This is a genomic window from Bacillus sp. EA-CB0995 (assembly GCF_055814245.1).
Genome location: NZ_CP169269.1, coordinates 3408984 through 3434182 on the forward strand (window position 1 = coordinate 3408984; position 25199 = coordinate 3434182).

A 25199-nucleotide genomic window follows, 5' to 3' on the forward strand; every position below is an offset into this window, starting at 1 on the left:
ACCCTCACATTGTACTGAATTTGAATTGGTAAAAACCGCACACTTTGCGGAGTATCACGCAAAATCCCGTGATACCCCTGTAAGGTATATGTTCTATCTTGGTTCCATATTACTTTTTTTCTAAAGCTTTCATAATTGTGCTAGAGCTTGATTTTTATATCAGACTTCAGACTTAGCTTGTTTCAGACCACAAAAATGACAGAGACTGAAATAGTCTCTGCCAAATATATTTCTTTAAAAACCGATATTAAGTTAAAAGAAATAGACAGTAAACTTGAATAATAAATAATTACTTCGCTTTTTGTGTCAAAAATGACTTAATGTTGCCTTGGAATAAAGTTTGATTAAATTAACCTAATAAACCTTGATAAAAGAGGCAAATAGAAAAAGCGTGTTTTGAAAAAAGATTGATTAAAACACGCTTTTTCTATATTCAATTGAATCATCCTTTTATAAAAAAGTTTGATAATTTTTGTTATCCTTGCTCAATTAAAGCGCCCGATTATTGAAGACCATTGCTTAAATATTAATGTCAAAGTAGCATCAGTCAAAATTTTACCTTCCTTCTGCCGATCCAAATAAATTAACTTTTTATAATCTCATTTATATTCATATACATCCTTTATCTTAGTCGGTGTCCCCACTATAAAAACTATTCGTCCTATATTAGGATGGACCATAACCGATAAGATGAGCAATTATAACCGCTATTAAACCGATTGAGTATTCAATTAGAATCAAAGGGAGAATCCACTTTGCCCACTTTGTCCAGGAAATTCCTGCAATTGCCAATCCAGCCATTAGCGTACCACCTGTCGGAAAAATAATATTTCCAATACCGTCCGCGAATGAAAAGGATAATACTGCTGTTTGGCGTGTAATGTGCAATAAATCTGCAAGCGGCGCCATTATAGGCATTGTCAACATCGCATGGCCACTACCTGATGATAAAATGAAATGAATAGCCGCTTGGAAGTTGTACATTCCGACAACACTTAAAAAAGCAGGAATATGTTTCATTCCTTCCGATACTTGGTGAAGTAGGGGGTCTATAATATGTCCTTGATTCAATACGACCAGAATGGCGCGCGATACACCAATGATTAAAGCTCCGCTGATTAAAGATGCCGATCCCTGTGTAAAAGATTCTACGGTATCATCAATAGATATCTTGCCAAGGATTGCAATTATTATAGTTAAGATAACAAATAAGGATGCAATTTCTGTTATATACCATTTGTACTTAATAACACCGAATACAAGAATAACATAATTAATAAAAAATGCTGTTAATATCCATTTATGTCTTGTTGTTAACTCTACTTTCGCTGTTAATAGGGTGTCTGACCCATTTGTATCGAATTTTCCAAAAATTCCAGTTGATGGATTTCTCTTTACTTTCATAGCATGACGATAGACGAATGTAACAGCAATAAGATATATGACTACGAATAAAACCAGGCGAAACCCCATCCCCGAATACATAGGAAGGCCTGCTATTCCTTGCGCAAGCCCCACTGTAAACGGATTCATAATTGCGGTTGTAAATCCGACGGACGCCCCTACCAATACCATCGCAGTTCCTGTTATAGTATCAAATCCAATCGCAAGAGCCAGTGGAATAAACAGAGGTACATAAGCCAAGGTTTCCTCAGCCATCCCCATCAATGATCCGCCAAGTGCAAAGAATAGCATTATAATAGGAATCATCAACTTTTCACGGTTAGCGAGTTTTTTCGCCATCGTTGAAACAAGAGCCTCAACCGTACCTGATGCCTTTAATACACCAAAAAATCCTCCGATAATAAGAACAAAAAAGATAATATTAGCCGCTTCTACCATCCCTGTAGGAATAGCTTTTACCATATCAAAGAATCCAAGCGGCGCTGATGCAATCCATCTGAATGAATCTGGATTTACTGTTGTATACCCATTTTTTTCAATATGTGCATATTCTCCAGCTGGCATTATATGTGTAATAAAGGTTGCAATGACTAAAAAGACAAGTAACAGTGCAAATACGTTTATTTTCCATTCTCTTTTTTCCTTTTTTTCTCCTGACTCGACTGAAATTACTTTTTCTGACATTTGACTCATATACCAATCCCCTTTTCAATAAATTTTTGGCAACCGACAGTCTGGTTACCTCAACCTCCGAGCGTACCAGACTGTCATATTACAAATAACTCTTTATATCTTTAAGAGGTAACTGAATGCCATCGATTCTTTTACTTATAACACTCTAGCATCTAACCACCTTTTTACTAATTTCATTCACAAAGTGGTTAAATAAACGCTGCTGTAGAACATCCCTTTCCGACATCATTTCTGGATGCCATTGAACTGCTGTTACATAATGATGAGCTTTGGATTCAATGGCCTCTATCACACCATCAAAGGACCAAGCACTCACTTCAAAATCTCTTCCCAGCGTTTTCACTGCTTGATGATGAAAAGAATTGACCATTAAGGATTTTTGGCCAATAGCCTCATAAATTTTTCTCCCTTCAAGAAGATTTATGGAATGGGAGCCTTGCCATTTACGAAACTGTTCCCGAACATGGAAATGTTCGGGGCCCATCTCATGTTCTAAGTCTTGATAAAGAGACCCACCAGCTGCAACATTCAACACCTGTAATCCTCGACAGATTCCTAGAATAGGAATATCTCTTTCTAAAGCCTGCCTTGCCAGATTTAATTCAAAGTTATCTCGCTCTTCCTCTACAGTACCTAAATACGATTTGGGAATATCACCGTAATAAAGTGGATTGATGTCCGCGCCACCAGCCAATAACAATCCATCTAATTGGTTAAGTGTGGAATCGATTTGATCAGCTTCTTCGATTGGAAGTAGAACAACCGTTGCACCCGCCCGTTGAAGTGAACGGATGTAGTCATAAGAAAAGATAGCCATATCTTGACCTGGTAGCCCCCGTAAGCCCTCCTTCCCTATTTCGCTATGGTCAACATAATACCCGGTAACGCCAATTAGTGGTTTCATTTCCTTTCACCTCATATTTTAAATGATTTCGTTGTCTTTCTCTGTGTGATTTTATATTCTTACCCTCCTTTTTTCAGTAAATGGTAAAGAATCAAATATACGGATTACTACTCTACTAATTTCATCATTTCTTTACACACTATTTATACAAGCAAATATCGTGCCAACATTAAAATTCAAATGATTATTTCCATTGTTTTAAATATTTTGTTGTTTTACCAGTGCTTACTATGTTGATATGTATTATAATTGGTCATTATTTGGTTATATAATAACCAATTTGAATAACCAACTTTAGACCAATTAAATTCAACTAAAGAGGTGTTCTATGAACGAATTTGAAAACAAACACATTGTATTGATTACCGTTTTAAAAGAAACACGAAAAGCCCTGCATCAACAACTAGCGGAGATGGTGGGTGATCTCATAGATATTGAAAGTTTTTCTGTAGAAGAAAGTATTCCAAAAGTATTTCATTCAACATTAATCGTTTTACCTAATAAATTTACTATAGAAACGGTCAAAGGCTTTATTGGAGAAAACTGCGAAGTAATAATAGCAAAACGAACATTAAATTATGAAAACGTGGATCAACTTTTATTTTTGCCAGAAGGAACACAAGCCCTATATGTGAATGATAATCCTGAAACAGTATATGAATCGATTGAAACCATGCGTCAATTGGGGCTGAACCATATTGAATATATCCCATACTACCCTGGAAAAACTAATATACAAATGATCAAGCTTGCAATCACACCTGGCGAACTTAAAATTATCCCCAACTTTGTAGAAAAAGTGATTAATATTGGTCATAGACTAATAGATATTACTACGATCATGTCCATTCTGGAGCGATTCCATTTAATGGAGGAATACGGTAACCATGTTTCTGAGGGGTACTATCGAAAAATAGTAGATTTAACGAAGAATCTAGCTAAAGCTCATCGACAACTTCATCAAGTTATTGATGGTGTTGGTGATGGAATACTAGCTATTGATTATAAAGGAAGGATTGTTGTTTTTAATGAATTCCTGGAAAATATGCTTAAAATAGAAAGCAAAAATGCTATTGGTCATCCTATTGATTCCACTATTGATAATATTGATTTGGTAAATTTTATCCTTTCAAATGAGCAACAAGAAAGCGGTATATTTGTTGTAAACGGCTTGGACGTGATAGTGGAACGTCTGCATATAAATGATCAATCGATTATTGTTACTTTTAGAAATGCCCTTAAGACCATTGGGTTTGAACGTAAATTAAGAAAAGAATTTGTTAAAAAAGGATACGTAGCAAAATACAACTTTCATGATATCGTTGGGATTAGCTCTACCATCCAAGAAACGAAACAAATCGCCAAAAGGTTAGCTAAGACTGATTTGACTGTTTTAATTGAAGGTGAAAGTGGCACTGGAAAAGAGTTGTTTGCAAGTGCCATTCATAATGCTTCTCTTCGAAATAGCGGCCCTTTTCTTGCGGTTAACTTTAGTGCTTTATCGGATGATTTAGTCGAGAGTGAACTATTCGGTTATGAGGACGGAGCGTTTACCGGAGCAAAAAAGGGCGGAAAAATGGGATTGTTTGAGCAAGCAAATGGTGGCACTATTTTTTGGATGAGATTGGAGATATTAGTCTTAAACTTCAAGCACGACTACTTCGAGTATTGCAGGAAAAAGAAATCATGCGTGTTGGTGGAAGTCAAATTATCCCCATAGACGTTCGGATTATTGCAGCAACCAATAAGGATCTACTGAAAATGATTCGAGAAAATGTGTTTAGAGAGGACTTATACCATAGGCTTAAGGTACTCTTTATACACCTTCCCGAATTAAGGATTCGTCGAAATGACATTGAATTATTGGCTAAACATTTTGTTGCGCTATCGGACCGTAAGGTCAAAATTGAACAAGAATTAATTGAAGAACTTCAAGGGTATCCATGGTATGGAAATGTAAGAGAACTTAAAAATACCATAGATTATATGCTTGCTGTCCGTACCGGAAACCAAATAACGAAAAATGATTTGCCTAATCAACATTATTTTCAAAAACCTCCACATAGGAAAACAGATAGTGACCCGATTGAGAGCATACCGCCCTTTTATTCAGGTTCAACCGCTCTTGATGAAGAATCACTTTTCATCCTTAACCTCATCATGAATTATGAAGAAAAAGGAAAGGTAATCGGAAGAAGGATTATTTCTGAAAAGAGCCAAGAAGTCGAAATGAAATTATCCGAGGCACAGGTTAGACACCGGTTGAATTTTCTGAAAATTAAAGGGTATTTGCAAACAAAAAGAGGGAGGGCAGGAATTAACCTAACAAGAAAGGGTCGGGAGATTCTAACCACAAACTTAGAACGTAACCTTTGATTACCTATCATCGGTGTAGTACAATTCTTCACAAACCCATACTAATTTTAACATAAATATCCAATTTTGTTAGAGGTTTTCTTTCAATTAAATGGCCCGATTGGTGACTTCTAAGAATAAAATTTGACAACTTTATTCTCTCTACACACGTGCTTTCCATCAGTGGGGGATGAAGAAAATCCCCCACTAATGGAAGTTTCACTTTATTTCATTATAAGTTCTTTTTTATACACTGGAGTTAATGGCTCATTTCCTTCTAGTACTGCTAAAATATTACGCACTGCCATTTCTGCCATTGCATCACGTGTCTCAATCGTTGCATTTCCAATATGAGGTGTTAACACAACGTTTGTTAATCCTTTTAATTTTTCTGTAATTTTCGGTTCAAACTCGAACACATCAAGTGCTGCCCCTTCAATTTCTTTTGTTTCTAAAGCATGAGCAAGCGCCTCTTCATTCATAATGGGACCACGTGCCGCATTAATAATATAAGCAGTTTGTTTCATCATTCTAAACTGTTCTTCATCAATCATATGATGCAACTTTGGATTATACGCACAGTTAATTGTAATAAAATCTGCTGTTTGTAGTAGTTCTTCTAGCGTTACATATGTTGCCTCTAATTCTTGCTCCACCTCATACTTACGACTTGGCCCTGTATACACGATATTCATACCAAATGCTTTTGCTCGTTTTGCCACTGCCTTTCCAATTTCTCCAAGACCAATAATACCAATTGTTTTACCATACACTTCACGTCCTAAGAAAAAGAGCGGTGCCCAGCCATTAAAACCAACTGTACGACATAGTGTATCGCCTTCTGGAATACGGCGCGCTGCTGCTAATAAGATAGCAAACGTTAGCTCTGCTGTTGCCTCTGTTGAAACTTTTGGCGTGTTTGTTACCGCTATGTCTTTTTCCACTGCATATTTATAATCAATATTGTCATATCCAGCACCGTAGTTTGCAATAATTTTCAAATGTGGTGCAGCATTGATAACTTCTTCCGTAACTTTTGTTGAAAGTAAGCTTAATAATGCCTCCTTATCTTGTACACGTTTCACTAGTTCTTCTGTGCTAATTAACCCTTTCTTATCATACATTTCTACTTCATGACCTCGTAACAACTGTAGTCCGATTTCTGGAATTTGTCCTGCTACTAAAATTTTCGCCATAATTAAGCATCCTTTCCTTTTAACATAGAATGAACTCCTATTAGTGAAAGCTTTTATCATCTTCGGCTTCTCTGAATCTTGAAGTAAGAGGTCTTGCTGCCCACTAATAGTAAGATAAACACTTTCAATATTATTGTAAGAAATTCTATCGAAAAAAGACAAGGAATTTAATTGTTCTTGTAATCTTTCTTTACAAAATCATGAAAAAGAGGCTGAACACATTCAGCCTCTTTTTCACTATAGTTTAATTCCGCACTAATAGGCAGTAAAAGCTCGATTGGTGAGAGCTTTCCATCAGTGGGGGATGAAAAAGCCCCCACTGATGGAAATTTCACTTTATTTATCGCTTCCTTGTTCTAACTTTACATCAATCGTTCCTTCAGCTAATGTATCACTAACTTGTTCGTGTGTAATTGATTGCTCTGATTGGTCTTTTTTTGCAACATTGCTCTGATTCGTTAACTTCCCAGTATCTTCATATTGTTGTTTCGCCATAAAAAAAGCCTCCTTTTTTGTTCAACGTTAGTGTAAACAAAAAAGGAAGTTTTCATCCCCCATTAACTGGAAGTAAGCCCGATTGGTGAGAGCTTTCCATTAGTAGGGAATAAAGCCTCCCCTACTAATGGAAGTTTCACTTTATCTCAAAACATTTTCTTCTACATATTCGATCGGCTTCATGTTCCGGATTCGTTTTTCAAATGTTGCAATGTGCGTCACACCATGATTACGAAGTGTCTCTATATTTTCTTTTACGTAGCTACCTAAATCATTCGGGAAATGCGCATCTGAAGAAATTGTAATTGGAACACCATAATGCACTAAGCGTTGTAAAAACAAAGGGCTCGGACACATTTCTCTTACAGGATATCGATAATACAAGCCAGCATTCACTTCCGTAGCTGTATTTGTTTCAATTAAAGCCTTAGCGATTTTCTCATAATACGGTAATTGCTGATTTTCATCTATGCGATAGTTAAACACTTTAATATTATCTAAATGTGCAACAATATCAAATAGGCCAGAACGTATCGATTTTTCTAAAGTACGGAAAAATTCAGGATATAACACATGTAAATCATGCTGTCTAAAATAAGCGTCTGTATCTGGATTATCAAATCCCCATCCATTAATAAAATGAACAGAACCAATGACATAGTCCCAATTTCCTAACGTTAATAACTTCGCTAGTTCCTCTTCCCCGCCAATAAAATAATCAGCTTCTATTCCAAGCCGTAATACCACGCCTCGTTTGCTCCATCTTTCTTTCGCATCTTCAATTGCTTTTGTAAAATTTGTAATCGATTCTACCCTCACCTGATCCAGCCATTCTTTTTGCAGATGTCCAAGTTCTGTATCACTAATATCGACATAGCGCTCATAGTATTCCTTTGCTTCGTAAAAACGATATAAGTGGTCAACTATTCCAACTTCCCGTATTCCTTTGCGCACTGCTTCCTCTAAATATAAATCAATCCAATCCGGTGAAAATGCGCCTTCTTTTACACGCTTTTGCAAACGTTCCCCAGCTTTTAAGATCCATCCCATTGAATGTTTCTCTTCCTCAATCGGTGCAAAATACTCAAGCGCTTCATTGGTGCGAGATAACCACCGCATTGAATACGGCCCTTCTTCTAAGTGAAGGTGATAATCTACTCTCATCTTTCTCCCCTCCTATAATGTATCAATTTCTTTTCGTTCGCCCACTCTCGATAATTGTCCTTGACGTTTATTTAATTCTTCTACTATCTCTTGTAATGATACATTTTTTTCTACTAGTAACACTAAGCAATGATACGTAAAATCAACAACTTCTTTTATAAGCTCGTCTTTCTCATTATTTTTCGCCGCAATTACAACTTCAGTACATTCTTCTCCTAATTTCTTTAATATTTTGTCTTCTCCTTTTGTAAATAAGTAATTCGTATACGATTCAGAGATAGGATCCTCTTTTCGCTGTTGAATTGTTTCATATAACTGTTGCAACACATCGCTCATTTCCTTATCCCCCTATAACACCTTATTATGAAAACATGATTTTTCTCCTGTATGGCAAGCTACACCTACTTGCTGGACAATTACCATAATAGAATCTTGATCGCAATCTAAATATAATGATTTTACATGTTGAACATGTCCTGATGTTTCCCCCTTATTCCACAAACCTCTTCGTGAGCGAGAATAAAACCAGGTCATTTTTGTGTCTAATGTTTTTTCATACGCTTCTTCATTCATATAAGCTAGCATCAAAATTTCTTTTGTACCCTCTTCTATCACAACAGCTGGCAATAATCCTTTTGAAAAATCCGGCTTCACAATCTCACCTCAATTTGCGCTTCTTGTAATTTTTGTTTCGTTTCTTGAATGGTTGCGGTGCCGTAATGAAAAATAGAAGCTGCTAACGCCGCATTTGCTGATGTTTGCTGAAAAACTTCTGCAATATGTCCAATTGCCCCACATCCACCCGAAGCAATTACCGGAATACCAACTGCTTTTGAAACTGTTTCTGTTAAAAGTAAATCATAGCCATCTTTTGTCCCATCTGCATCCATGCTCGTTAAAAGTAATTCCCCAGCACCTAAACTTTCCACACGCTTTGCCCATTCGATTACATCTATTCCTGTATCAATGCGACCTCCATTTACATATACATTCCACTTATTTTCTCCGACCTTTCTTGCATCGATTGCAACGACTATACATTGAGAACCGAATTGCTCTGCTCCTTCTTGTATTAACTCTGGTCTTTGCACTGCAGCTGAATTTAATGAAACTTTATCTGCACCAGCTCGAAGTAATGCATACATATCTTGAACAGACGAGATACCACCTCCAACTGTTAGGGGAATAAATACTTGAGATGCTGTACGTTCTACGACATCAATCATTGTTTTTCGTTCTTCGTACGTTGCTGTGATATCTAAAAACACAAGTTCATCCGCGCCTGCCTCATTGTATGCAGCCGCAATTGCAACAGGATCACCAACATCTTGTAATCCGACAAAATTTATGCCTTTTACAACACGACCATTTTTCACATCTAAACACGGAATAATTCGCTTTGTTAACATATGCCTGTCACCTGCAATGCTTCTTCTAAAATAACTTTTTTATCATATAATGCTTTCCCAATAATAACGCCGTATAAGTTCATATCTTGTAATTTCTCAACATCAGCAAGCGAGCTCACACCGCCGGAAGCAACAATTTGAAGCGAAACCTCATCTTGTAATTTTTGTAATTGTTCAAAATTTGGACCTGCAAGCGTTCCATCTCTAGAAATGTCAGTAAAAATAAGCGTCTGCACACCCACTTTTTCCATTTCCTTTGCCAGTTGTACATAAGACGTTTCAGACACATCTAACCATCCTCGCGTTGCTACATAACCATTTTTAGCATCGATTCCAACAATAATTTTATCTCCATATAATTGAACTGCCTCTTCTAAAAATGAGCGATCATACAACGCTGCTGTTCCAAGAATTACTTTCATTACTCCAGCTGCCAAAAGTGTTTCAATTGCAGCAATTGAACGAACTCCTCCTCCTACTTGCACTGGAATTCGCACTGCCTTGCAAATGTCTTCAATGACAGAAAGGTTTTCTGAACGCCCTGCAACAGCTCCATCTAAATCAACAATGTGCAGTACACGTGCACCAAGTTGTTCGAATAACAATGCCTGTGCAACTGGGTTTTCATTCATTACTGTTTCTTGTTGAAATTGCCCTTGATACAAACGAACGCAACGACCATTTTTTAAATCGATAGCTGGGAAGATTTCCATGTTTCTATAACCTCCTTAAAATTTCGTAATATTTGAATTCCTATTTCACCACTTTTTTCAGGATGGAACTGAGCTCCAAATACATTTCCTCTTGAAACAATCCCTGGTACTAGAACATCATACTCACTAGAGCCTACTACAACGTCATTTGGACATTGCGCATAATAAGAATGAACATAATAGACGAATGCGCCATCCTCTATTTCATTCCATAAAGGATGCTCCTTTTTCTTTTGTAACTGATTCCATCCCATATGAGGAATTTTATATGGTACGTCTAATTTTCTTACCGTTCCAGGAAGCAACCCTAATCCTTTCGTTCTTTCAATCTCTTCACTTTCTTCAAATAAAAGCTGCATCCCTAAACAAATTCCAAACAGGGGTTTTCCTGCAATCGCAACTTGCTTCAAAACAGAAATAAGTCCCTTTTCTTCTAAACAACGCATCGCTCTTGGAAACGCACCAACTCCCGGTAAAATAACGCCGTCGCTATTCAGAAATGCTTCTGCTTCATCTGTTACAATATACTCTGCTCCAATATGTCTTAACGCTTGCTCTACACTTCGAATGTTGCCCATTCCATAATCTACAATCGCAATCATATTACAACATTCCTTTCGTGGAATTTACCCCTATAATTTTTTCATTTTTTTCGGTGGCATCATGCAGTGCACGTCCAAACGCTTTAAAAAGTGCTTCAATTTTGTGATGCGTGTTGCTTCCATATAAAACACGTGCATGTAATGTTATATTTGCTGTATGAGCTACCGCACGGAAAAAATTCTTCAGCTAACTCCGTATCAAAATCACCAAGTTTTGGATTTGTAAATTCACCATCAAATACGAGATAGGACCTTCCACTTATATCAACTGTAACAAATCCTAAGGCTTCATCCATCGGTACATAAGCTGTGCCATAACGATTAATTCCTGCTTTATCACCAAGTGCTTCTTTCAAACAATTCCCAAGGACAATTCCAACATCTTCTACCGTATGATGAGCATCGATATGCACATCACCATCCGCTTCAATTTGCAATCCGAAGCGGCCGTGCTTTGCAAATAATGTCAACATATGATCAAAAAAACCAACTCCCGTTTGAATTGAAACTTCTTGATTACCATCTAGTTGCAGTGCTACAGATATCTTCGTTTCTGTTGTAATTCTCGTTTGTTTTGCGGCGCGCATTACTTTTCCCCTCCTTCAAAACGAATCTCAATTGCTCTCGCATGAGCTTGTAATCCTTCTTTTTCTGCTAGATTGACAATATGCTGTTGCACTTGTCCAAGAGCCTCTTTTGTATAAAATAAAAAGCTCGATTTTTTCATAAAATCATCAACAGATAATGGAGAAAAAAACCTTGCTGTTCCACTCGTTGGTAACACGTGATTCGGGCCTGCCATATAATCACCTAATGGTTCCGGCGCATACGGACCTAAAAAGATAGAACCTGCATGTTGAATATACGGAAGAGCTGTCATTGGTTCTTTTATGTGCAGTTCTAAGTGTTCTGGCGCAATTTCATTTGAGAGCTGGAACGCTTGCTCCAACGATTCTACAACAAGAATCGCTCCGTTTCTGTTAATGGATTCACGAGCTATTTCACTTCTCGGAAGGCTCATCAATTGTTTTTCTATTTCCCTATTCACTTCCTGCGCTAATTCTAAACAAGTTGTGATACAAATAGCGGTTGCACGTATATCATGCTCTGCTTGTGATAATAAATCAGCAGCAATATACGCTGCATTCCCCGTTTCATCAGAAATAACAACAATCTCAGACGGGCCAGCAATCATATCGATATGAACTGAACCAAATACTTCTCGCTTCGCTAATGCAACATATATATTTCCTGGTCCTACAATCTTATCAACACGCGGAATCGATTCTGTTCCATATGCTAACGCAGCAATTGCTTGCGCTCCCCCTACTGTATATACCTCATCAACTCCAGCAACTTTTGCTGCAGCTAAAATATGTGGATCTACTCCTTCACAATTCGGCGGCGTTACCATGACAATCTTATTGACGCCCGCAATTTTTGCTGGTAAGACATTCATGAGAACTGATGATGGATACGCTGCCGTTCCTCCTGGTACATATACACCAACAGTTTGCAATGGTCGAACAAGCTGTCCGCGAATAATTCCCTCTTTTTCTGTATCAATAAAAGCTTGTCTCTTTTGTTTTTCATGATAGGAAATGATATTCTTCTTTGCTTCTTCCAATGCTGCTAAAAATGCTGGTTCAACACTTTGATAAGCTAACTCCAGCTCTTCTTCCGAAACTTGAAATTTGGTTAACTCTACTTTGTCAAAAGTCTTCGTATACGAAAATAGCGCTTCATCTTTCTTTTCTTTAACACTTACAACAATTTTTCTCACATCTTGTTGAATCGTTTCTTCTATTGTGTTTGCCTGTTCCCTTAACTGCTTCACCTTACATAAAATACTAGAATAATCCTCGCATGTAATTTCCATATTTACCCTCCTTTATTCCTTTTCTATTAAGACGCTTTCCATTTTGTTTATAATATTGAATATTTCGTCTTTTTTCATTTTTAAAGATGCTTTGTTTACAATTAAACGTGCTGAAATGTCACAAATTTCTTCAAATACTAGTAATCCATTTTCTTTCAATGTTTGTCCTGTTTCTACAATATCAACGATTGCATCTGCTAACCCTAATAAAGGAGCAATCTCTACAGAACCTTCTATTTTAATAATCTCTACATCTTCTCCCTTCTTACGAAAATATGCAGAAGTAATATTCGGATACTTTGTTGCAATCCTCTTTTTGTTATAACCGTTTGGACTATACGATGAAACGGAAGCAACGCAAAATTTACAACGCCCTACCCCTAAATCAATCATTTCATATACATCGTTTTCATATTCAAGCAAGATATCTTTGCCGGCAATACCAATATCAGCTATACCATGTTGTACATACGTTACAACATCAACTGCTTTACAAGGATGAATGAAATTTGTGAGTTTTTACTTTGAAATACAAGCTTCCTTCCTTTATCCTTTAGCTCTGAGCAATCAATACCGATTCGTTCAAATAACGGTATCACATGTTTTTCTAATCTTCCTTTCGTTAACGCAATTTGAATGTTACGCATGAGGATTCTCCTTTTTTCTGCATAATCCATTTATCTTTCCAAACATATTCGACTAAAGTATCTCCTGATACATCAATTACAGTTTTCACATCATGTGTTCTTGCAAATTGAAATGTATCTTGTAAATTTTCTAACATCGACAATTCTACTTTTATACCATCTTTTCCAAGTAAAATACGTAATTTTTCTGCTTCGGAAATCATATCTAACGAATAATATATGAGAGCATCTATTTGTTTTTGGTATGAATTTTCTATCCGTTCTTGTAAGGTACGTACAATTTGATTTACTTGTATTGCTAAACCTACTGCAGGTAAAGATTCACCAAAATTCCCAATCAATTCATCATATCTTCCACCACTAACAATTTCTTCTCCAACATCGCATATATATCCACGAAAGATTACACCGGTATAATAATTGAGATGTTGGATCATCCCCAAATCAATAGATATATATTGACCATAACCAAGGCGATCAATGTTTTCATATATATTTTTTATCCTCGCAATTGCTCTTTTCATTTCTGTATTCACTGCAAGTTTTTCAGCTTCTTCAACTACTTCTAATCCACCAAATAAACGAGGTAATTTTTGTAATAATCGTACTGTTTCATCTTGCATATCCAACTGCTTTTCTTGTAAAAAACGGGACAAAGCGGCAAAATTTTTACTCTCAATATATTCTCGCAATGCATATTCATCTTCTTCTCGCAAAGACAATTTCTTCACAATGGATTTATAGAGTTCCACTTGGCCAATTTCAATTTTAAATGATTGAATACCAGCTGATTGTAAAGCTGCAATCGCGCTTACTATACACTCGATTTCAGCACGTATATTATCAATACCGATAATTTCAATGCCGGTTTGTGTAATTTCATTATATTTACCTGTTAAAGATTCATTTGCTCTAAAAACATTCCCACTATATGTTAATTTTAAAGGGGTTTTCATCTTTTTTGTTCCAATTACACGTGCTAACGGAATTGTCATATCAGGTCTCAGAACGAGGATACGTCCTTCAGAATCAAAAAACTTATACATTTTCTCCTCATCCATAGGACGATTTTGAAATGCAAACACATCATAAAACTCAATCATAGGTGTCCGTATTTCTTCATATCCCCTATCGATAAATGTTCGTCTTAATTTTTGTTCAACCTCTTCCATCAATGTACATTCTTGAAACAAAAAATCTCTTGTTCCATTCGGATTGGCTCGTTTCCATTTTTTCATCATTACACCTCTACTTTCTCGGCACATATATACAAAAAATCTACAATGATAACATATTTAATATGCTTCTTTTATATGTCCATTATTAATTTCTTGAACTGCTCCTACTCACCACTCAGCTATCCCTTGTAACACACTAGAAGCGGGAATCTTCTGACGGAATTTTGATACATTATTTGTTACGAGTTTATCTTCGAAAATACTCATACATTCATAACATAGCGCTAAGAAAACGAAAAAAGAGCTATGTAGATAAAAATACCTACATAGCTCTTTAGAGAATGTAGGTACAATGAAACAACCCTTGTACCTACACGTTTTTTCACGCTAGGTTCAAGGGTTTATGTATGATGATGTTGTGTAAATGAAATGACTGATTGTAAAGTGAACATTGTCATTACTCCCTTTCTCCTCTTGGTTTGAAGTCAGTATACTACCAATTAAATCAAAAGTAAATAATTTTCTATTATTTTTTTTGAAATAATATACAACTTATCCTCATATAAATACAAGTTAAAAAACTGACATAAAATCTTTCTTTTTAGATAGAAGAGAGCATCCAGCCATGCGCAGAAGCGATCAGACCCTCTCTCTCCCCATAAAATGCTATAACAAAGAGAAAAAACAAGTGTAGACCACTTTTTCTTCTGCATAGCAGCGACTTATATGTTAAAAAAACAAAATGAATATATATACATTAAAGACCTATTTTCATCTCGTATTCTGTAATCACACCTTCATATTGAAGCGTAACTCCAATATCATCTAAACCACTGAGCAACTTTTCTTTCCACATCGGTTCAATGGAGAAAGAAAAGCTTTCCTCAGGAGTTATTACTACTTCATTCTCTAAATCTATTTCTATCATCGCCTGGGGCGCTATAGATGCGAGCAGCTTACGAATTTCCTTTCCCATCACAATCGGAAGAATCCCATTTTTTGTACAATTCATATAAAAAATATCGGCAAAACTTCCTGCAATAATAGCACGAAATCCATAATCCGCAAGAGCCCACGGTGCATGTTCTCTAGAAGAACCGCAACCGAAGTTTTCTCCTGTAATTAGAATCGTAGCACCTTTTCGCTCAGGATCGTTCAATGGAAACGCATGATCTTCTTGACGATTATCTAAATAGCGCCATTCATCAAATAAAAACTCTCCAAATCCCGTTCTTTCAATCCGCTTTAAATACTGCTTCGGAATAATTTGATCCGTATCAATATTATCACGCATCAATACTGCAGTTGTACCTTTATGAATACGAAATGGCTCCATCGTAGTTCTCCTTTCTCACATCAACAAAATGACCGTAAATTGCTGCTGCAGCGGCCATGGCTGGACTAACGAGATGCGTTCTTGCTCCTTTGCCTTGTCTTCCTTCAAAATTACGATTTGAAGTAGAAGCACAATGTTCACTTTCTGGCACTTGATCTGGATTCATCCCAAGACACATCGAACACCCTGGTTCCCTCCACTCAAATCCCGCCTCTTCAAATATAAGATGTAATCCTTTTTTCATCGCTGCATCTCTCACTTGCTTTGACCCAGGGACAACAAGAGCCCTTACTCCTTCTTTTACCTTCTTTCCTTTCACAACCGCAGCGGCAATTTCTAAATCAGATAAGCGGGAATTTGTGCAAGAACCGATAAACACGTGGCGAATTGGAATATCCGCTGTACTTTGTCCTGGTTGAAGTCCCATATAAGCATACGCTCTTTCATCATTGATATCATTTGCCTGCGGAAGAACTTCATCAACGCGCAGCCCCATCCCTGGATTTGTTCCCCACGTAATATACGGTGCTAAACTTGCAACATCAACCGTAATAACCATGTCATACACCGCATCTGTATCCGTGTATAATTCACTCCACTTTGTAACTGCCTGTTCAAACTCTTTTGGTGCGTATTGTCGCCCTTTTACATAATCAAACGTCACTTCATCCGGTGCAATAATCCCAGCCTTTGCACCGCCCTCAATCGCCATATTACAAAGCGTCATCCGCTCTTCCATCGTCATTTCTTTTACGGTTTCACCATAAAACTCTATGACATGCCCCGTACCAACGGCTACTCCATATGTAGCAAGTACATGTAAAATAATGTCCTTTGCATATACTCCTTTTGGCAATAATCCTTTCAGTTCAATTCCCATCGCTTTTGGTTTGCGTTGCCATAATGTTTGCGTTGCTAAAACGTGTTCTACTTCACTTGTGCCAATTCCAAATGCTAATGCACCAAATGCTCCATGTGTTGATGTATGACTATCACCACATACAATTGTTTTTCCTGGCTGTGTAAGTCCAAGTTCCGGACCAATAACATGTACAATCCCTTGTTCCTCATCACCCATATCAGCTAACAGTACTCCAAATTCCTGACAATTTTTGCGAAGTGTATCCATTTGCTGTTTCGCAATTTTATCTGTAATATTCCAAACATCTTTTGTTGGAACATTATGGTCCATCGTCGCAAATGTTAAATTAGGCCGTCTAACTGTTCGATTCGCAAGCCGCAAGCCTTCAAACGCTTGCGGCGATGTCACTTCGTGAACAAGATGCAGATCAATATATAGTAAATCCAGGCCGTTTTCATTCGTTGCTACAACATGTCGCTCCCAGAGTTTATCTAATAATGTTTTCCCCATTATCTCCCTCTCCCTACCAGTGCCTGTTCTTCCATCGTTTGTAATACATACTTTGTAAACGAAGTTGTCGTTTCATTCCCACCTAAATCTGCTGTACATTTTCCAGAACGAAGGACTGTAGAAATAGCTTCTTCAATTGCTTCTCCTTCTTTTCTTAATCCAAATGATTGCCCAAGCATCATTGCAGCGGAGCGAAGCATTGCGATTGGATTCACTTTGTTTTTCCCAGCAATATCCGGCGCTGATCCATGAATCGGTTCATAAAGAGACGGACCATTCTCCGCATGACTTGCAGACGGCAACATCCCTAATGAACCCGCTAATACAGATGCTTCATCACTTAAAATATCGCCAAATAAATTTTCTGTAACGATAACATCAAATCGTCTTGGATTACGAATGAGTTCCATTGCTGCAACATCTACTAATAAATGCTCTAACTCTACATCTGGATAGCGAACTGCTACTTCTTCTGTTACTTGTCGCCATAGTTTACTAGATTCTAAAACATTTGCTTTATCGATAGACGTTACTTTTTTACGACGTTTTTTTGCTAATTGAAATGCGTATGAAACAATTCGTTCTACCTCACGGCGATGATAAGTAAGTGTATCTGTTGCTACTTCTTCTGTCCGCTCTTTCGGAAATGAGAAATAGATACCACCAGTTAATTCACGAACAACAACAAAATCAACTTGCTCTGCTGCCTTTAGTGGTGATAGGTGCGCCGTTGCCTCTTCAACGGAAACCGGTCGAACATTTGCAAATACCCCTAAGCCTTTTCGCAGTGTAAGAAGTCCTTGTTCAGGACGTTCTTTTGCATGATCCCAATATGGACCTCCAACGGCACCAAGCAATACTGCATCACTTGCTAAACACGCTGTTAATGTGCGAGGCGGAAGCGGCTGGCCAAATGCATCAATTGCCGCTCCTCCAAACATTTCATCCTGCAAATAAAAATGATGACCGTATAACCTTTCTACCATCTCTAACACTTGTTTTGCGCTAGCCATAATTTCTGGCCCAACTCCATCACCAGCTAAACAAACGATTCGTTTTTCCATCTTCAAGCACTCCTTTACGATTTTGTAAGTGATCGTAATGTTTTTAATTTCCCTGCTGCATATACGTAAGCACGAGCTGAAGCTTCCAGTACATCTTGCGCTACACCAAAACCTGAAACTTGGTGTCCGTCTTCTTTCAACTCAACATGAACATGAGCTAACGCATCTTGTCCTTGTGTAATCGATTGAATACGATAGTCAGCAAGCTCACATTTTAAATGAAGAATTCTTTGAATCGCATTATAAATTGCTTCAATGCTACCGGCCCCAGTCGCGGCATCCTCCAGCACATTTCCATCAGTATCTTCTAAACAGACGGTTGCACTTTGAATGCTGCTTGATACAAAATGAACTTGCAATTGTTTAATATCGTACTGCTGTTTAGCAAACGCAGTTTCTCCCAATACAAGCGCCTGTAAATCTTCTTCTGTAATTTCTTTCTTTCGATCAGCTAACCGCTTAAAAGCATGGAACGCTAAGTCCCTCTCTTCTTCTGTAAATTCATAGCCTAACTCTTTCATTTTTTCTGTAAAGGCATGGCGGCCAGAATGTTTTCCAAGTACAAATTTATTTTGTTCTTCCCCTACAAGAGAAGGTGAAATAATTTCATAAGTAGATGCTTCTTTTAAAACCCCATCTTGATGAATACCAGATTCATGGGCAAACGCATTTGCACCAACGATTGCTTTATTTTTCGGAACAACCATGCCTGTTAAACGGCTTACAAGTGTACTTGTTGCTTTAATTTCTTTTAATTGCATGGAAGATGACGCCCCGTAATAATCGTTTCGAATATGGAGAGCAACTGCAACTTCTTCGAGAGCAGCATTACCAGCACGTTCTCCAATTCCATTAATCGTTCCTTCTACTTGAAGTGCACCGCCTTCAATTGCTGCTAATGAGTTGGCTACTGCCATGCCAAGATCATCGTGACAATGGCAGGAGAAAATAGCTTTCTCAAAAGATGAAACATGCTCTTTTAAATATCGAAAAAGAGAAAAATATTCCTCTGGATTGGTATATCCTACTGTATCGGGAATGTTAATTACATCCGCTCCAGCGCGAATTGCAACCTCTGCAGCTTCTGCTAAAAAAGAAGGTGTTGTTCGCGTTGCATCTTCTGCAGAAAACTGTACCGTTGAAAATAATGATTTTCCAAGCTTTACAGAACGATGAATTGTATCTAATACTTCATCCTTTGACATACGGAGCTTATATTTCATATGAATATCGCTCGTTGCCAGAAATACATGTAATCGAGGAGATACGCCTCCTTTTAACGCTTCATATGCAGTACGAATATCACTTTCCTTCGCACGGGCCAGACTCATAACAGAAGCATTTTGAATTGTTTCAGCTATACGTTTCACTGACCGAAAATCACCTTCAGAAGCGGACGCAAAGCCCGCCTCCATCACATTAATTCCAAGCCTCTCTAACTGCCGTGCAATTTGTAATTTTTCTTGTTCATTTAAATTTACTCCAGGCGATTGCTCCCCATCGCGAAGCGTCGTATCCATGAACAAAATTTGCTTCATATTACTTAACCTCCATTTTCACTCTCGGCTTTACAAATGGCATCATCTCACGTAATTTACGACCTACCACTTCAATTTGATGCGCATTCTCCTCTGCATTAATTGCATGGAATTTTTGTCTTCCTGCTTTATGTTCAGCAATCCATCCTCTAGCAAACGTTCCATCTTGAATATCTTTTAATACTTCTTGCATCGCTTGTTTCGTATGCTCTGTTACAACGCGCGGCCCTGATACGAAATCCCCCCACTGTGCTGTGTCCGAAACTGAGTAGCGCATATTTTCTAATCCGCCTTCATACATAAGATCGACAATAAGCTTTAGTTCATGTAAACATTCAAAATATGCAAGTTCCGGTTGATAGCCAGCTTCTACTAATGTTTCAAAACCCGCTTTCACAAGAGCAGTTGCTCCTCCGCAAAGTACTGCTTGCTCTCCAAATAAATCTGTTTCTGTTTCTTCTTTAAATGTCGTTTGGAGTACACCGGCGCGAGTTGCTCCGATTCCATCTGCATACGATAGTGCCTTTTCATAAGCTGTTCCTGTTGCATCTTGATAAACCGCAAATAATGCTGGTACCGCTGCGCCTTCTACAAATGTTCGGCGTACAAGATGCCCCGGTCCTTTTGGCGCTACAAGAAATACATCCACATCTTCCGGCGGTGTAATTTGATCAAAATGAACGTTAAACCCATGAGCAAACACGAGTGCATTTCCTTCTTGTAAATTCGGTGCAATTTCTGTTTCATAAACTTCCGGCTGTTGTTCATCTGGAAGCAATACCATTACAACATCTGCTAGTTTTGTAGCTTCAGCAACCTTATATACAGAAAATCCATCTTCTTTTGCCTTTTCCCAAGACTTCCCTTGACGAAGACCTACAACAACGTCAAAACCGTTATCACGTAAATTTTGCGCATGAGCATGACCTTGAGACCCATATCCAACAATCGCTACTTTCTTTCCTTTTAATACATTTACTGTTACATCCTTTTCATAATAAACTTTTGCCATTTTCTTTCTCCTCCTATATTTTAAAAATTAATTAATTAACATTACTTGTTGTTTGTCTTGCTTTTTCATACTTCTTGTAAAGGCTGTTACTCCTGTTCTTGCAATTTCTTTTAAACCATATGGACGCAATAATTCAATAAGCGCTTCTACTTTTTCTTGTGCCCCTGTTACTTGAACGACGATGGAATCCTTTCCAACATCTATAACAGCTGCGCGAAACGGTTCAATTAAACTATATAATTCAGATCTAGAAGCAATTGTCGTAGACACTTTAATAAGTGCAAGTTCTCTTGCAATCATTGCTTCTTCTGTAATATCAGATACTTTTAATACATCAATTTGTTTATGAAGTTGCTTAATAAGCTGCTCCACTTGTTGGACATTTTCAACGTGAACAACAAATGTCATTCTTGAAATATGTGATGATTCTGTATGACCCACTGAAATACTTTCAATATTAAAATGTCTTCTCGTCATCACACCTGTAATACGGTTTAAAACCCCACTTTGATTCCGAACCGTTGCTGTAACAATCCGTTTCACTCTTCCACCCCCTCCATTTGGTGAACACCTTTTCCTGGAGCAACCATAGGCATAACTTTTTCAGATTGTAAAACGCGGCAATCAATAAGCACAGGTTCTTGCAAATTCATCGCTTCTCGCAATTGTTCTTTTGCCGTTAGCGGATTTTCAATACGGATCCCTTTAATTCCATAAGCATGAGCTAACATGGCGAAATCTGGTTGACAAGAGACTACAGAATGAGAATAACGCTGATTATAAAACTCATCTTGCCATTGTCTTACCATGCCGAGTGCTTCATTATTTAAAATCAGCACTTTAACAGGAAGATGATGTTCCTTTAAAACACTTAATTCTTGCAATGTCATTTGAAAACCGGCATCACCTACGATCGCTACAACGAGTTCATTGGGCTCGGCAATTTGTGCTCCAATCGCAGCTGGCAGGCCAAACCCCATCGTTCCCAGTCCTCCTGATGTAACCCATTTATCGGGCTGTTTCAAGGCATAGTATTGCGCTGTCCACATTTGATGCTGTCCAACATCTGTCGTTATAATTGCATTTCCATTTGTAACTTCATGAAGCATTTGAATTACAGCTTGCGGTTTTAACATTTGTGAATCGTCTTTATAGCAAAATGGGTAACGATTCTTTCTTCTTCGTAAAAGCTGTAGCCATTCTTTATGATTTTGTTTCTCTCCTTTACACTCTAACAACGCTTCTAGAGCATGTTTAGCACTGGCTACAATTGGAATTTCCGTCACAACGTTTTTTCCAATTTCTGCAGGATCAATATCAATATGCGCTACCGTTGCTCCCTTTGCAAAGTAAGCTAAATTTCCAGTCAGACGATCATCAAAACGGGCCCCTATATTTATTAACAAGTCACATTCATACAAAGCCATATTTGCTGCGTAAGAACCATGCATACCACCCATTCCCAAAAACAATGGATCATCCGGTGGAAACCCTCCAAGACCAAGTAATGTATGAACGACCGGAATCTGATACATACGTACAAATGCAGTTAATTCACTTGCCGCTTTTGCATGCAATACGCCAGCACCCGCTAAAATAAGCGGTTTCTTTGCTACTTCAATTGCTTGTAGCAGTTTGTTAATTTGTAGTTGATTCGGATGATAATTCGGTTGGTACCCAGGTAAATCCATCTCTACATTGCTACATCGCTCTCCCATTTCTACAACCATATTTTTCGGAAGATCAATGACGACTGGACCTGGTCTACCTGTTGCTGCAATATGGAATGCTTCTTTTATAATCCTTGGTAAATCCGAAACATTTCGTACTTGATAGTTGTGCTTTGTGACAGGCATTGTAAGTCCGATGATATCCGCTTCTTGAAAGGCATCACTTCCTATAAGCGTTGTTGAAACTTGCCCAGTAAATACGACAAGCGGTAAGGAATCCATCATCGCATCCGCTAAACCAGTAATCACATTTGTCGCCCCTGGCCCACTTGTAGCAATAACAACACCTGGCTTTCCAGTAATTCTTGCATATCCTTCTGCCGCATGAATTGCTCCTTGTTCATGCCTTGTTAAGATATGAGGAATTTCACAATCGTAAAGCGCATCATATAGCGGCAAAACAGCTCCTCCTGGATAGCCAAAAATGACTTCTACCTTTTCCTTTCTAAGCGCATTTAACAATAACTGTGCACCGGTTGCCATTTTCTCTTCCGTTTTTGAAGACATCGTTTCTACAAACCTCCTTTATGAAATACGCGTATAAATAAAAAAGTCTTTCGCCCACACTCCAGCTATGTGCTGAAGGGACGAAAGACTTCGTGGTACCACCCTTCTTTGCAAGAAAAATTCTTGCCTCAGTGACTCTAATAGAGTCAAGCTAATAACGGAGCTACCGTCCAAACCTAAGCAAGTGCTTCAGCTTGGCACTCAAGGGCGATGTTCGTCAACGTGAACCATCGGTTTCCACCAACCACCGACTCTCTGTGAGGCTTCACAATCAACTACTCCTCCCTATCAACGCTTTATCCTCCCGCGAACGGAAGTTTTACTTTATACTTTCATAATTCCTCCTGTATTTGCCGAAGTAACAAGCTTTGCATATCGTGCTAAATAGCCAGTTTTCACTTTCGGCTCTGGAGAAATAAATTGTTTTTTCCGTTGTTCTAATGCTTCTTTAGAAATTTCCCAATGAATAATACCATCTTTTAAATTAATAATGATTGGATCACCGTCTGCCACATATGCAATTGGCCCTCCTTCAGCCGCTTCTGGTGATACATGACCAATCGCAATCCCCCTTGTTGCTCCGGAGAAGCGTCCATCGGTAATCAATGCAACCTTTGTTCCCAGTCCTCTTCCAACAATCGCTGATGTTGGAGCTAACATTTCCGGCATGCCAGGTCCTCCTTTTGGACCTTCATATCGGATGACAACAACATGCCCTTCTTTCACAACACCACTATCAATCGCAGCAACCGCTTCATCATGAGAATCAAAACAAATCGCTTCACCAACAAATGATGTAACAGATTCATCGATAGCTCCAACTTTTAAGACAGAACCATCTGGTGCTAAATTTCCAAAGAGAATGGAAAGACCACCTGTTTTACGATATGGTCGTTCTTTCGGACGAATTACTTTTTCATCTAAAATTTTTCCTTCTTCTGCTGTTTCATAAATGCTTTTCCCTGAAATTGTAATGCGCTCTGGATGAATTGCCCCCGGGATTTGTGAAAGCTCTTTAATAATAGCTGCCACTCCACCCGCTTCATGCACATCATGCATGGAATAATGAGAAGCTGGGCTAATTTTCGCTAAGTATGGAACACGCTTTGCAATATCATTAATACGCTGCAAATCATATTCAATACCGGCTTCATTTGCGATGGCTAACATATGTAAAACTGTATTTGTCGATCCCCCATCGCCATATCTAATGCAAAAGCATCATCAATTGCTTCTTTTGTAATAATGTCGCGCGGCTTTATATCACGCTCAATTAAATCCATTAAATGAAAAGCAGCCTGACGAATTAAGTTATGTCGTTCTTTACTTGTTGCAACAACCGTTCCATTTCCAGGAAGCGCAACACCAAGCATTTCCATGATGGTATTCATAGAATTTGCTGTAAACATCCCTGAGCAGGAACCGCACGTTGGGCATGCTGATTTTTCCATATCAATCAGCTGCTCTAAAGTTAATTTCCCTGACTTATGAGCGCCAACTCCTTCAAATACAGATGCTAATGAAAGCGGAGTGCCATCTTTTGATTTCCCTGCTTCCATTGGTCCTCCAGATACAAAAACAGAAGGAACATTCGTCCGAACAGATGCCATTAGCATTCCCGGTGTAATTTTGTCACAATTTGGCATAAACATAACTCCGTCAAACCAATGAGCTTGAATTACTGTTTCTGCTGCATCTGCAATGATTTCTCGACTTGGGAGTGAATATCGCATTCCGATATGTCCCATTGCAATTCCATCATCAACACCAATCGTATTAAATTCAAAAGGAACACCTCCTGCTTCACGAATGGCAGCTTTCGCTACATCAGCAAGATCTCTTAAATGAATATGCCCTGGAACAATATCGATATATGAATTACAAATTGCAATAAATGGTTTATGAAAATCTTCTTCTTTAACGCCTGCTGCATGAAGCAAACTTCGATGCGGCGCTCGGTCAATACCTTGTTTAATCATATTGCTTCGCATCGGTTACTCT

General features: G+C 38.1%; 20 protein-coding genes, 4 pseudogenes and 1 other annotated feature. Of the genes and pseudogenes, 1 reads left to right on the forward strand and 23 read right to left on the reverse strand.

All coding sequences use genetic code 11. From position 1 onward, the window contains the following. Window positions 1-666: 666 nt before the first annotated feature. Both ACEWFJ_RS17610 and ACEWFJ_RS17615 read right to left on the reverse strand, forming a co-directional pair. Window positions 667-2097: a YfcC family protein gene (locus ACEWFJ_RS17610; protein ID WP_473689371.1), complete on the reverse strand. Its 1431-nt coding sequence runs from the start codon at window positions 2095-2097 to the stop codon at window positions 667-669. Window positions 2098-2242: 145 nt separating this feature from the next. Then, the gene (locus ACEWFJ_RS17615; RefSeq protein ID WP_473689372.1) at window positions 2243-3001 is read right to left on the reverse strand and encodes a gamma-glutamyl-gamma-aminobutyrate hydrolase family protein; all 759 of its coding nucleotides are present in this window, start codon (window positions 2999-3001) and stop codon (window positions 2243-2245) included. Window positions 3002-3329: 328 nt separating this feature from the next. Between ACEWFJ_RS17615 and ACEWFJ_RS17620 the strand changes: the two are divergent. Then, window positions 3330-5377: pseudogene (locus tag ACEWFJ_RS17620) on the forward strand (sigma 54-interacting transcriptional regulator). 203 nt (window positions 5378-5580) lie between these two features. Here ACEWFJ_RS17620 and ACEWFJ_RS17625 read toward each other — a convergent pair. The 21 genes and pseudogenes from ACEWFJ_RS17625 to ilvD form a co-directional block, all read right to left on the reverse strand. Beyond that, on the reverse strand, window positions 5581-6552 hold the full coding sequence (locus tag ACEWFJ_RS17625) for an NAD(P)-dependent oxidoreductase (RefSeq protein ID WP_473689373.1): 972 nt from the start codon (window positions 6550-6552) through the stop codon (window positions 5581-5583). Between the two features lie 167 nt (window positions 6553-6719). Next, on the reverse strand, window positions 6720-6887 hold the full coding sequence (locus tag ACEWFJ_RS17630; protein ID WP_473689374.1) for a hypothetical protein: 168 nt from the start codon (window positions 6885-6887) through the stop codon (window positions 6720-6722). 1 nt (window position 6888) lies between these two features. Further along, window positions 6889-7047, reverse strand: coding sequence for a DUF4025 domain-containing protein (locus ACEWFJ_RS17635; protein WP_336482709.1), 159 nt, complete (start codon window positions 7045-7047; stop codon window positions 6889-6891). A gap of 141 nt (window positions 7048-7188) precedes the next feature. Continuing rightward, window positions 7189-8211 carry a histidinol phosphate phosphatase domain-containing protein gene (locus tag ACEWFJ_RS17640; protein ID WP_473689375.1) on the reverse strand — a complete coding sequence of 341 codons (1023 nt, stop codon included), beginning with the start codon at window positions 8209-8211 and terminating at the stop codon, window positions 7189-7191. Window positions 8212-8223: 12 nt separating this feature from the next. Next, complete coding sequence (locus ACEWFJ_RS17645) at window positions 8224-8547, reverse strand: phosphoribosyl-ATP diphosphatase (RefSeq protein WP_473689376.1); 324 nt, start codon at window positions 8545-8547, stop codon at window positions 8224-8226. Window positions 8548-8559: 12 nt separating this feature from the next. Continuing rightward, complete coding sequence (gene hisI, locus ACEWFJ_RS17650) at window positions 8560-8865, reverse strand: phosphoribosyl-AMP cyclohydrolase (RefSeq protein ID WP_473689377.1); 306 nt, start codon at window positions 8863-8865, stop codon at window positions 8560-8562. Next, window positions 8862-9620 (reverse strand): imidazole glycerol phosphate synthase subunit HisF, encoded by a 759-nt coding sequence (gene hisF / locus ACEWFJ_RS17655; protein WP_473689378.1) that lies wholly within the window; start codon window positions 9618-9620, stop codon window positions 8862-8864. The genes hisI and hisF overlap by 4 nt, the downstream gene beginning before the upstream one ends. Beyond that, window positions 9614-10333 (reverse strand): 1-(5-phosphoribosyl)-5-[(5-phosphoribosylamino)methylideneamino]imidazole-4-carboxamide isomerase, encoded by a 720-nt coding sequence (hisA, locus tag ACEWFJ_RS17660; RefSeq protein WP_473689379.1) that lies wholly within the window; start codon window positions 10331-10333, stop codon window positions 9614-9616. Before hisA ends, hisF begins: the two co-directional genes overlap by 7 nt. Continuing rightward, window positions 10306-10935, reverse strand: coding sequence for an imidazole glycerol phosphate synthase subunit HisH (hisH, locus tag ACEWFJ_RS17665; RefSeq protein WP_473689380.1), 630 nt, complete (start codon window positions 10933-10935; stop codon window positions 10306-10308). Before hisH ends, hisA begins: the two co-directional genes overlap by 28 nt. A 1-nt stretch (window position 10936) precedes the next feature. Beyond that, window positions 10937-11522 (reverse strand): annotated as a pseudogene (gene hisB, locus ACEWFJ_RS17670) (imidazoleglycerol-phosphate dehydratase HisB). Further along, entirely contained in the window at window positions 11522-12814 is a 1293-nt protein-coding gene (gene hisD, locus ACEWFJ_RS17675) for a histidinol dehydrogenase (RefSeq protein ID WP_473689381.1), read from the reverse strand. The pseudogene hisB and the gene hisD overlap by 1 nt, the downstream one beginning before the upstream one ends. Before the next feature lie 12 nt (window positions 12815-12826). Beyond that, a pseudogene (gene hisG, locus ACEWFJ_RS17680) lies at window positions 12827-13461 on the reverse strand (ATP phosphoribosyltransferase). Continuing rightward, entirely contained in the window at window positions 13437-14699 is a 1263-nt protein-coding gene (hisZ, locus tag ACEWFJ_RS17685; protein WP_473689382.1) for an ATP phosphoribosyltransferase regulatory subunit, read from the reverse strand. The pseudogene hisG and the gene hisZ overlap by 25 nt, the downstream one beginning before the upstream one ends. A 697-nt stretch (window positions 14700-15396) precedes the next feature. Further along, window positions 15397-15975 (reverse strand): 3-isopropylmalate dehydratase small subunit, encoded by a 579-nt coding sequence (gene leuD / locus ACEWFJ_RS17690; protein ID WP_473689383.1) that lies wholly within the window; start codon window positions 15973-15975, stop codon window positions 15397-15399. After that, window positions 15953-17347 (reverse strand): 3-isopropylmalate dehydratase large subunit, encoded by a 1395-nt coding sequence (gene leuC, locus ACEWFJ_RS17695; protein WP_473689384.1) that lies wholly within the window; start codon window positions 17345-17347, stop codon window positions 15953-15955. The genes leuD and leuC overlap by 23 nt, the downstream gene beginning before the upstream one ends. Further along, entirely contained in the window at window positions 17347-18411 is a 1065-nt protein-coding gene (gene leuB / locus ACEWFJ_RS17700; RefSeq protein ID WP_473689385.1) for a 3-isopropylmalate dehydrogenase, read from the reverse strand. Before leuB ends, leuC begins: the two co-directional genes overlap by 1 nt. A 14-nt stretch (window positions 18412-18425) precedes the next feature. Continuing rightward, a complete protein-coding gene (locus tag ACEWFJ_RS17705; protein ID WP_098309515.1) occupies window positions 18426-19949 on the reverse strand; it encodes a 2-isopropylmalate synthase in 1524 nt (507 codons plus the stop codon). Window position 19950: 1 nt separating this feature from the next. After that, window positions 19951-20961, reverse strand: a complete 1011-nt coding sequence (gene ilvC, locus ACEWFJ_RS17710; protein WP_098309516.1) for a ketol-acid reductoisomerase — start codon at window positions 20959-20961, stop codon at window positions 19951-19953. A 27-nt stretch (window positions 20962-20988) separates the two neighbouring features. After that, window positions 20989-21504 carry an acetolactate synthase small subunit gene (ilvN, locus tag ACEWFJ_RS17715; RefSeq protein ID WP_473689386.1) on the reverse strand — a complete coding sequence of 172 codons (516 nt, stop codon included), beginning with the start codon at window positions 21502-21504 and terminating at the stop codon, window positions 20989-20991. Beyond that, window positions 21501-23198 carry an acetolactate synthase large subunit gene (gene ilvB, locus ACEWFJ_RS17720; RefSeq protein ID WP_473689387.1) on the reverse strand — a complete coding sequence of 566 codons (1698 nt, stop codon included), beginning with the start codon at window positions 23196-23198 and terminating at the stop codon, window positions 21501-21503. The genes ilvN and ilvB overlap by 4 nt, the downstream gene beginning before the upstream one ends. 73 nt (window positions 23199-23271) lie before the next feature. After that, window positions 23272-23499: a binding site (T-box leader), on the reverse strand. Window positions 23500-23522: 23 nt separating this feature from the next. After that, window positions 23523-25189 (reverse strand): annotated as a pseudogene (gene ilvD, locus ACEWFJ_RS17725) (dihydroxy-acid dehydratase). Window positions 25190-25199 lie beyond the last annotated feature (10 nt).

What these genes read in the sequence shown, in the direction of transcription:
- ACEWFJ_RS17640 (WP_473689375.1), bottom strand. Translation starts at nt 8,211, where the DNA reads ATGAGAGTAGATTATCACCTTCACTTAGAAGAAGGGCCGTATTCAATG.
- ACEWFJ_RS17705 (WP_098309515.1), bottom strand. Translation starts at nt 19,949, where the DNA reads ATGAAGCAAATTTTGTTCATGGATACGACGCTTCGCGATGGGGAGCAA.
- ACEWFJ_RS17635 (WP_336482709.1), bottom strand. Translation starts at nt 7,047, where the DNA reads ATGGCGAAACAACAATATGAAGATACTGGGAAGTTAACGAATCAGAGC.
- ACEWFJ_RS17610 (WP_473689371.1), bottom strand. Translation starts at nt 2,097, where the DNA reads ATGAGTCAAATGTCAGAAAAAGTAATTTCAGTCGAGTCAGGAGAAAAA.
- ilvC (WP_098309516.1), bottom strand. Translation starts at nt 20,961, where the DNA reads ATGGCAAAAGTTTATTATGAAAAGGATGTAACAGTAAATGTATTAAAA.
- hisD (WP_473689381.1), bottom strand. Translation starts at nt 12,814, where the DNA reads ATGGAAATTACATGCGAGGATTATTCTAGTATTTTATGTAAGGTGAAG.
- leuC (WP_473689384.1), bottom strand. Translation starts at nt 17,347, where the DNA reads ATGGGGAAAACATTATTAGATAAACTCTGGGAGCGACATGTTGTAGCA.
- hisZ (WP_473689382.1), bottom strand. Translation starts at nt 14,699, where the DNA reads ATGAAAAAATGGAAACGAGCCAATCCGAATGGAACAAGAGATTTTTTG.
- ACEWFJ_RS17645 (WP_473689376.1), bottom strand. Translation starts at nt 8,547, where the DNA reads ATGAGCGATGTGTTGCAACAGTTATATGAAACAATTCAACAGCGAAAA.
- ACEWFJ_RS17615 (WP_473689372.1), bottom strand. Translation starts at nt 3,001, where the DNA reads ATGAAACCACTAATTGGCGTTACCGGGTATTATGTTGACCATAGCGAA.
- ACEWFJ_RS17625 (WP_473689373.1), bottom strand. Translation starts at nt 6,552, where the DNA reads ATGGCGAAAATTTTAGTAGCAGGACAAATTCCAGAAATCGGACTACAG.
- hisH (WP_473689380.1), bottom strand. Translation starts at nt 10,935, where the DNA reads ATGATTGCGATTGTAGATTATGGAATGGGCAACATTCGAAGTGTAGAG.
- leuD (WP_473689383.1), bottom strand. Translation starts at nt 15,975, where the DNA reads ATGGAGCCATTTCGTATTCATAAAGGTACAACTGCAGTATTGATGCGT.
- hisA (WP_473689379.1), bottom strand. Translation starts at nt 10,333, where the DNA reads ATGGAAATCTTCCCAGCTATCGATTTAAAAAATGGTCGTTGCGTTCGT.
- hisF (WP_473689378.1), bottom strand. Translation starts at nt 9,620, where the DNA reads ATGTTAACAAAGCGAATTATTCCGTGTTTAGATGTGAAAAATGGTCGT.
- leuB (WP_473689385.1), bottom strand. Translation starts at nt 18,411, where the DNA reads ATGGAAAAACGAATCGTTTGTTTAGCTGGTGATGGAGTTGGGCCAGAA.
- ilvB (WP_473689387.1), bottom strand. Translation starts at nt 23,198, where the DNA reads ATGTCTTCAAAAACGGAAGAGAAAATGGCAACCGGTGCACAGTTATTG.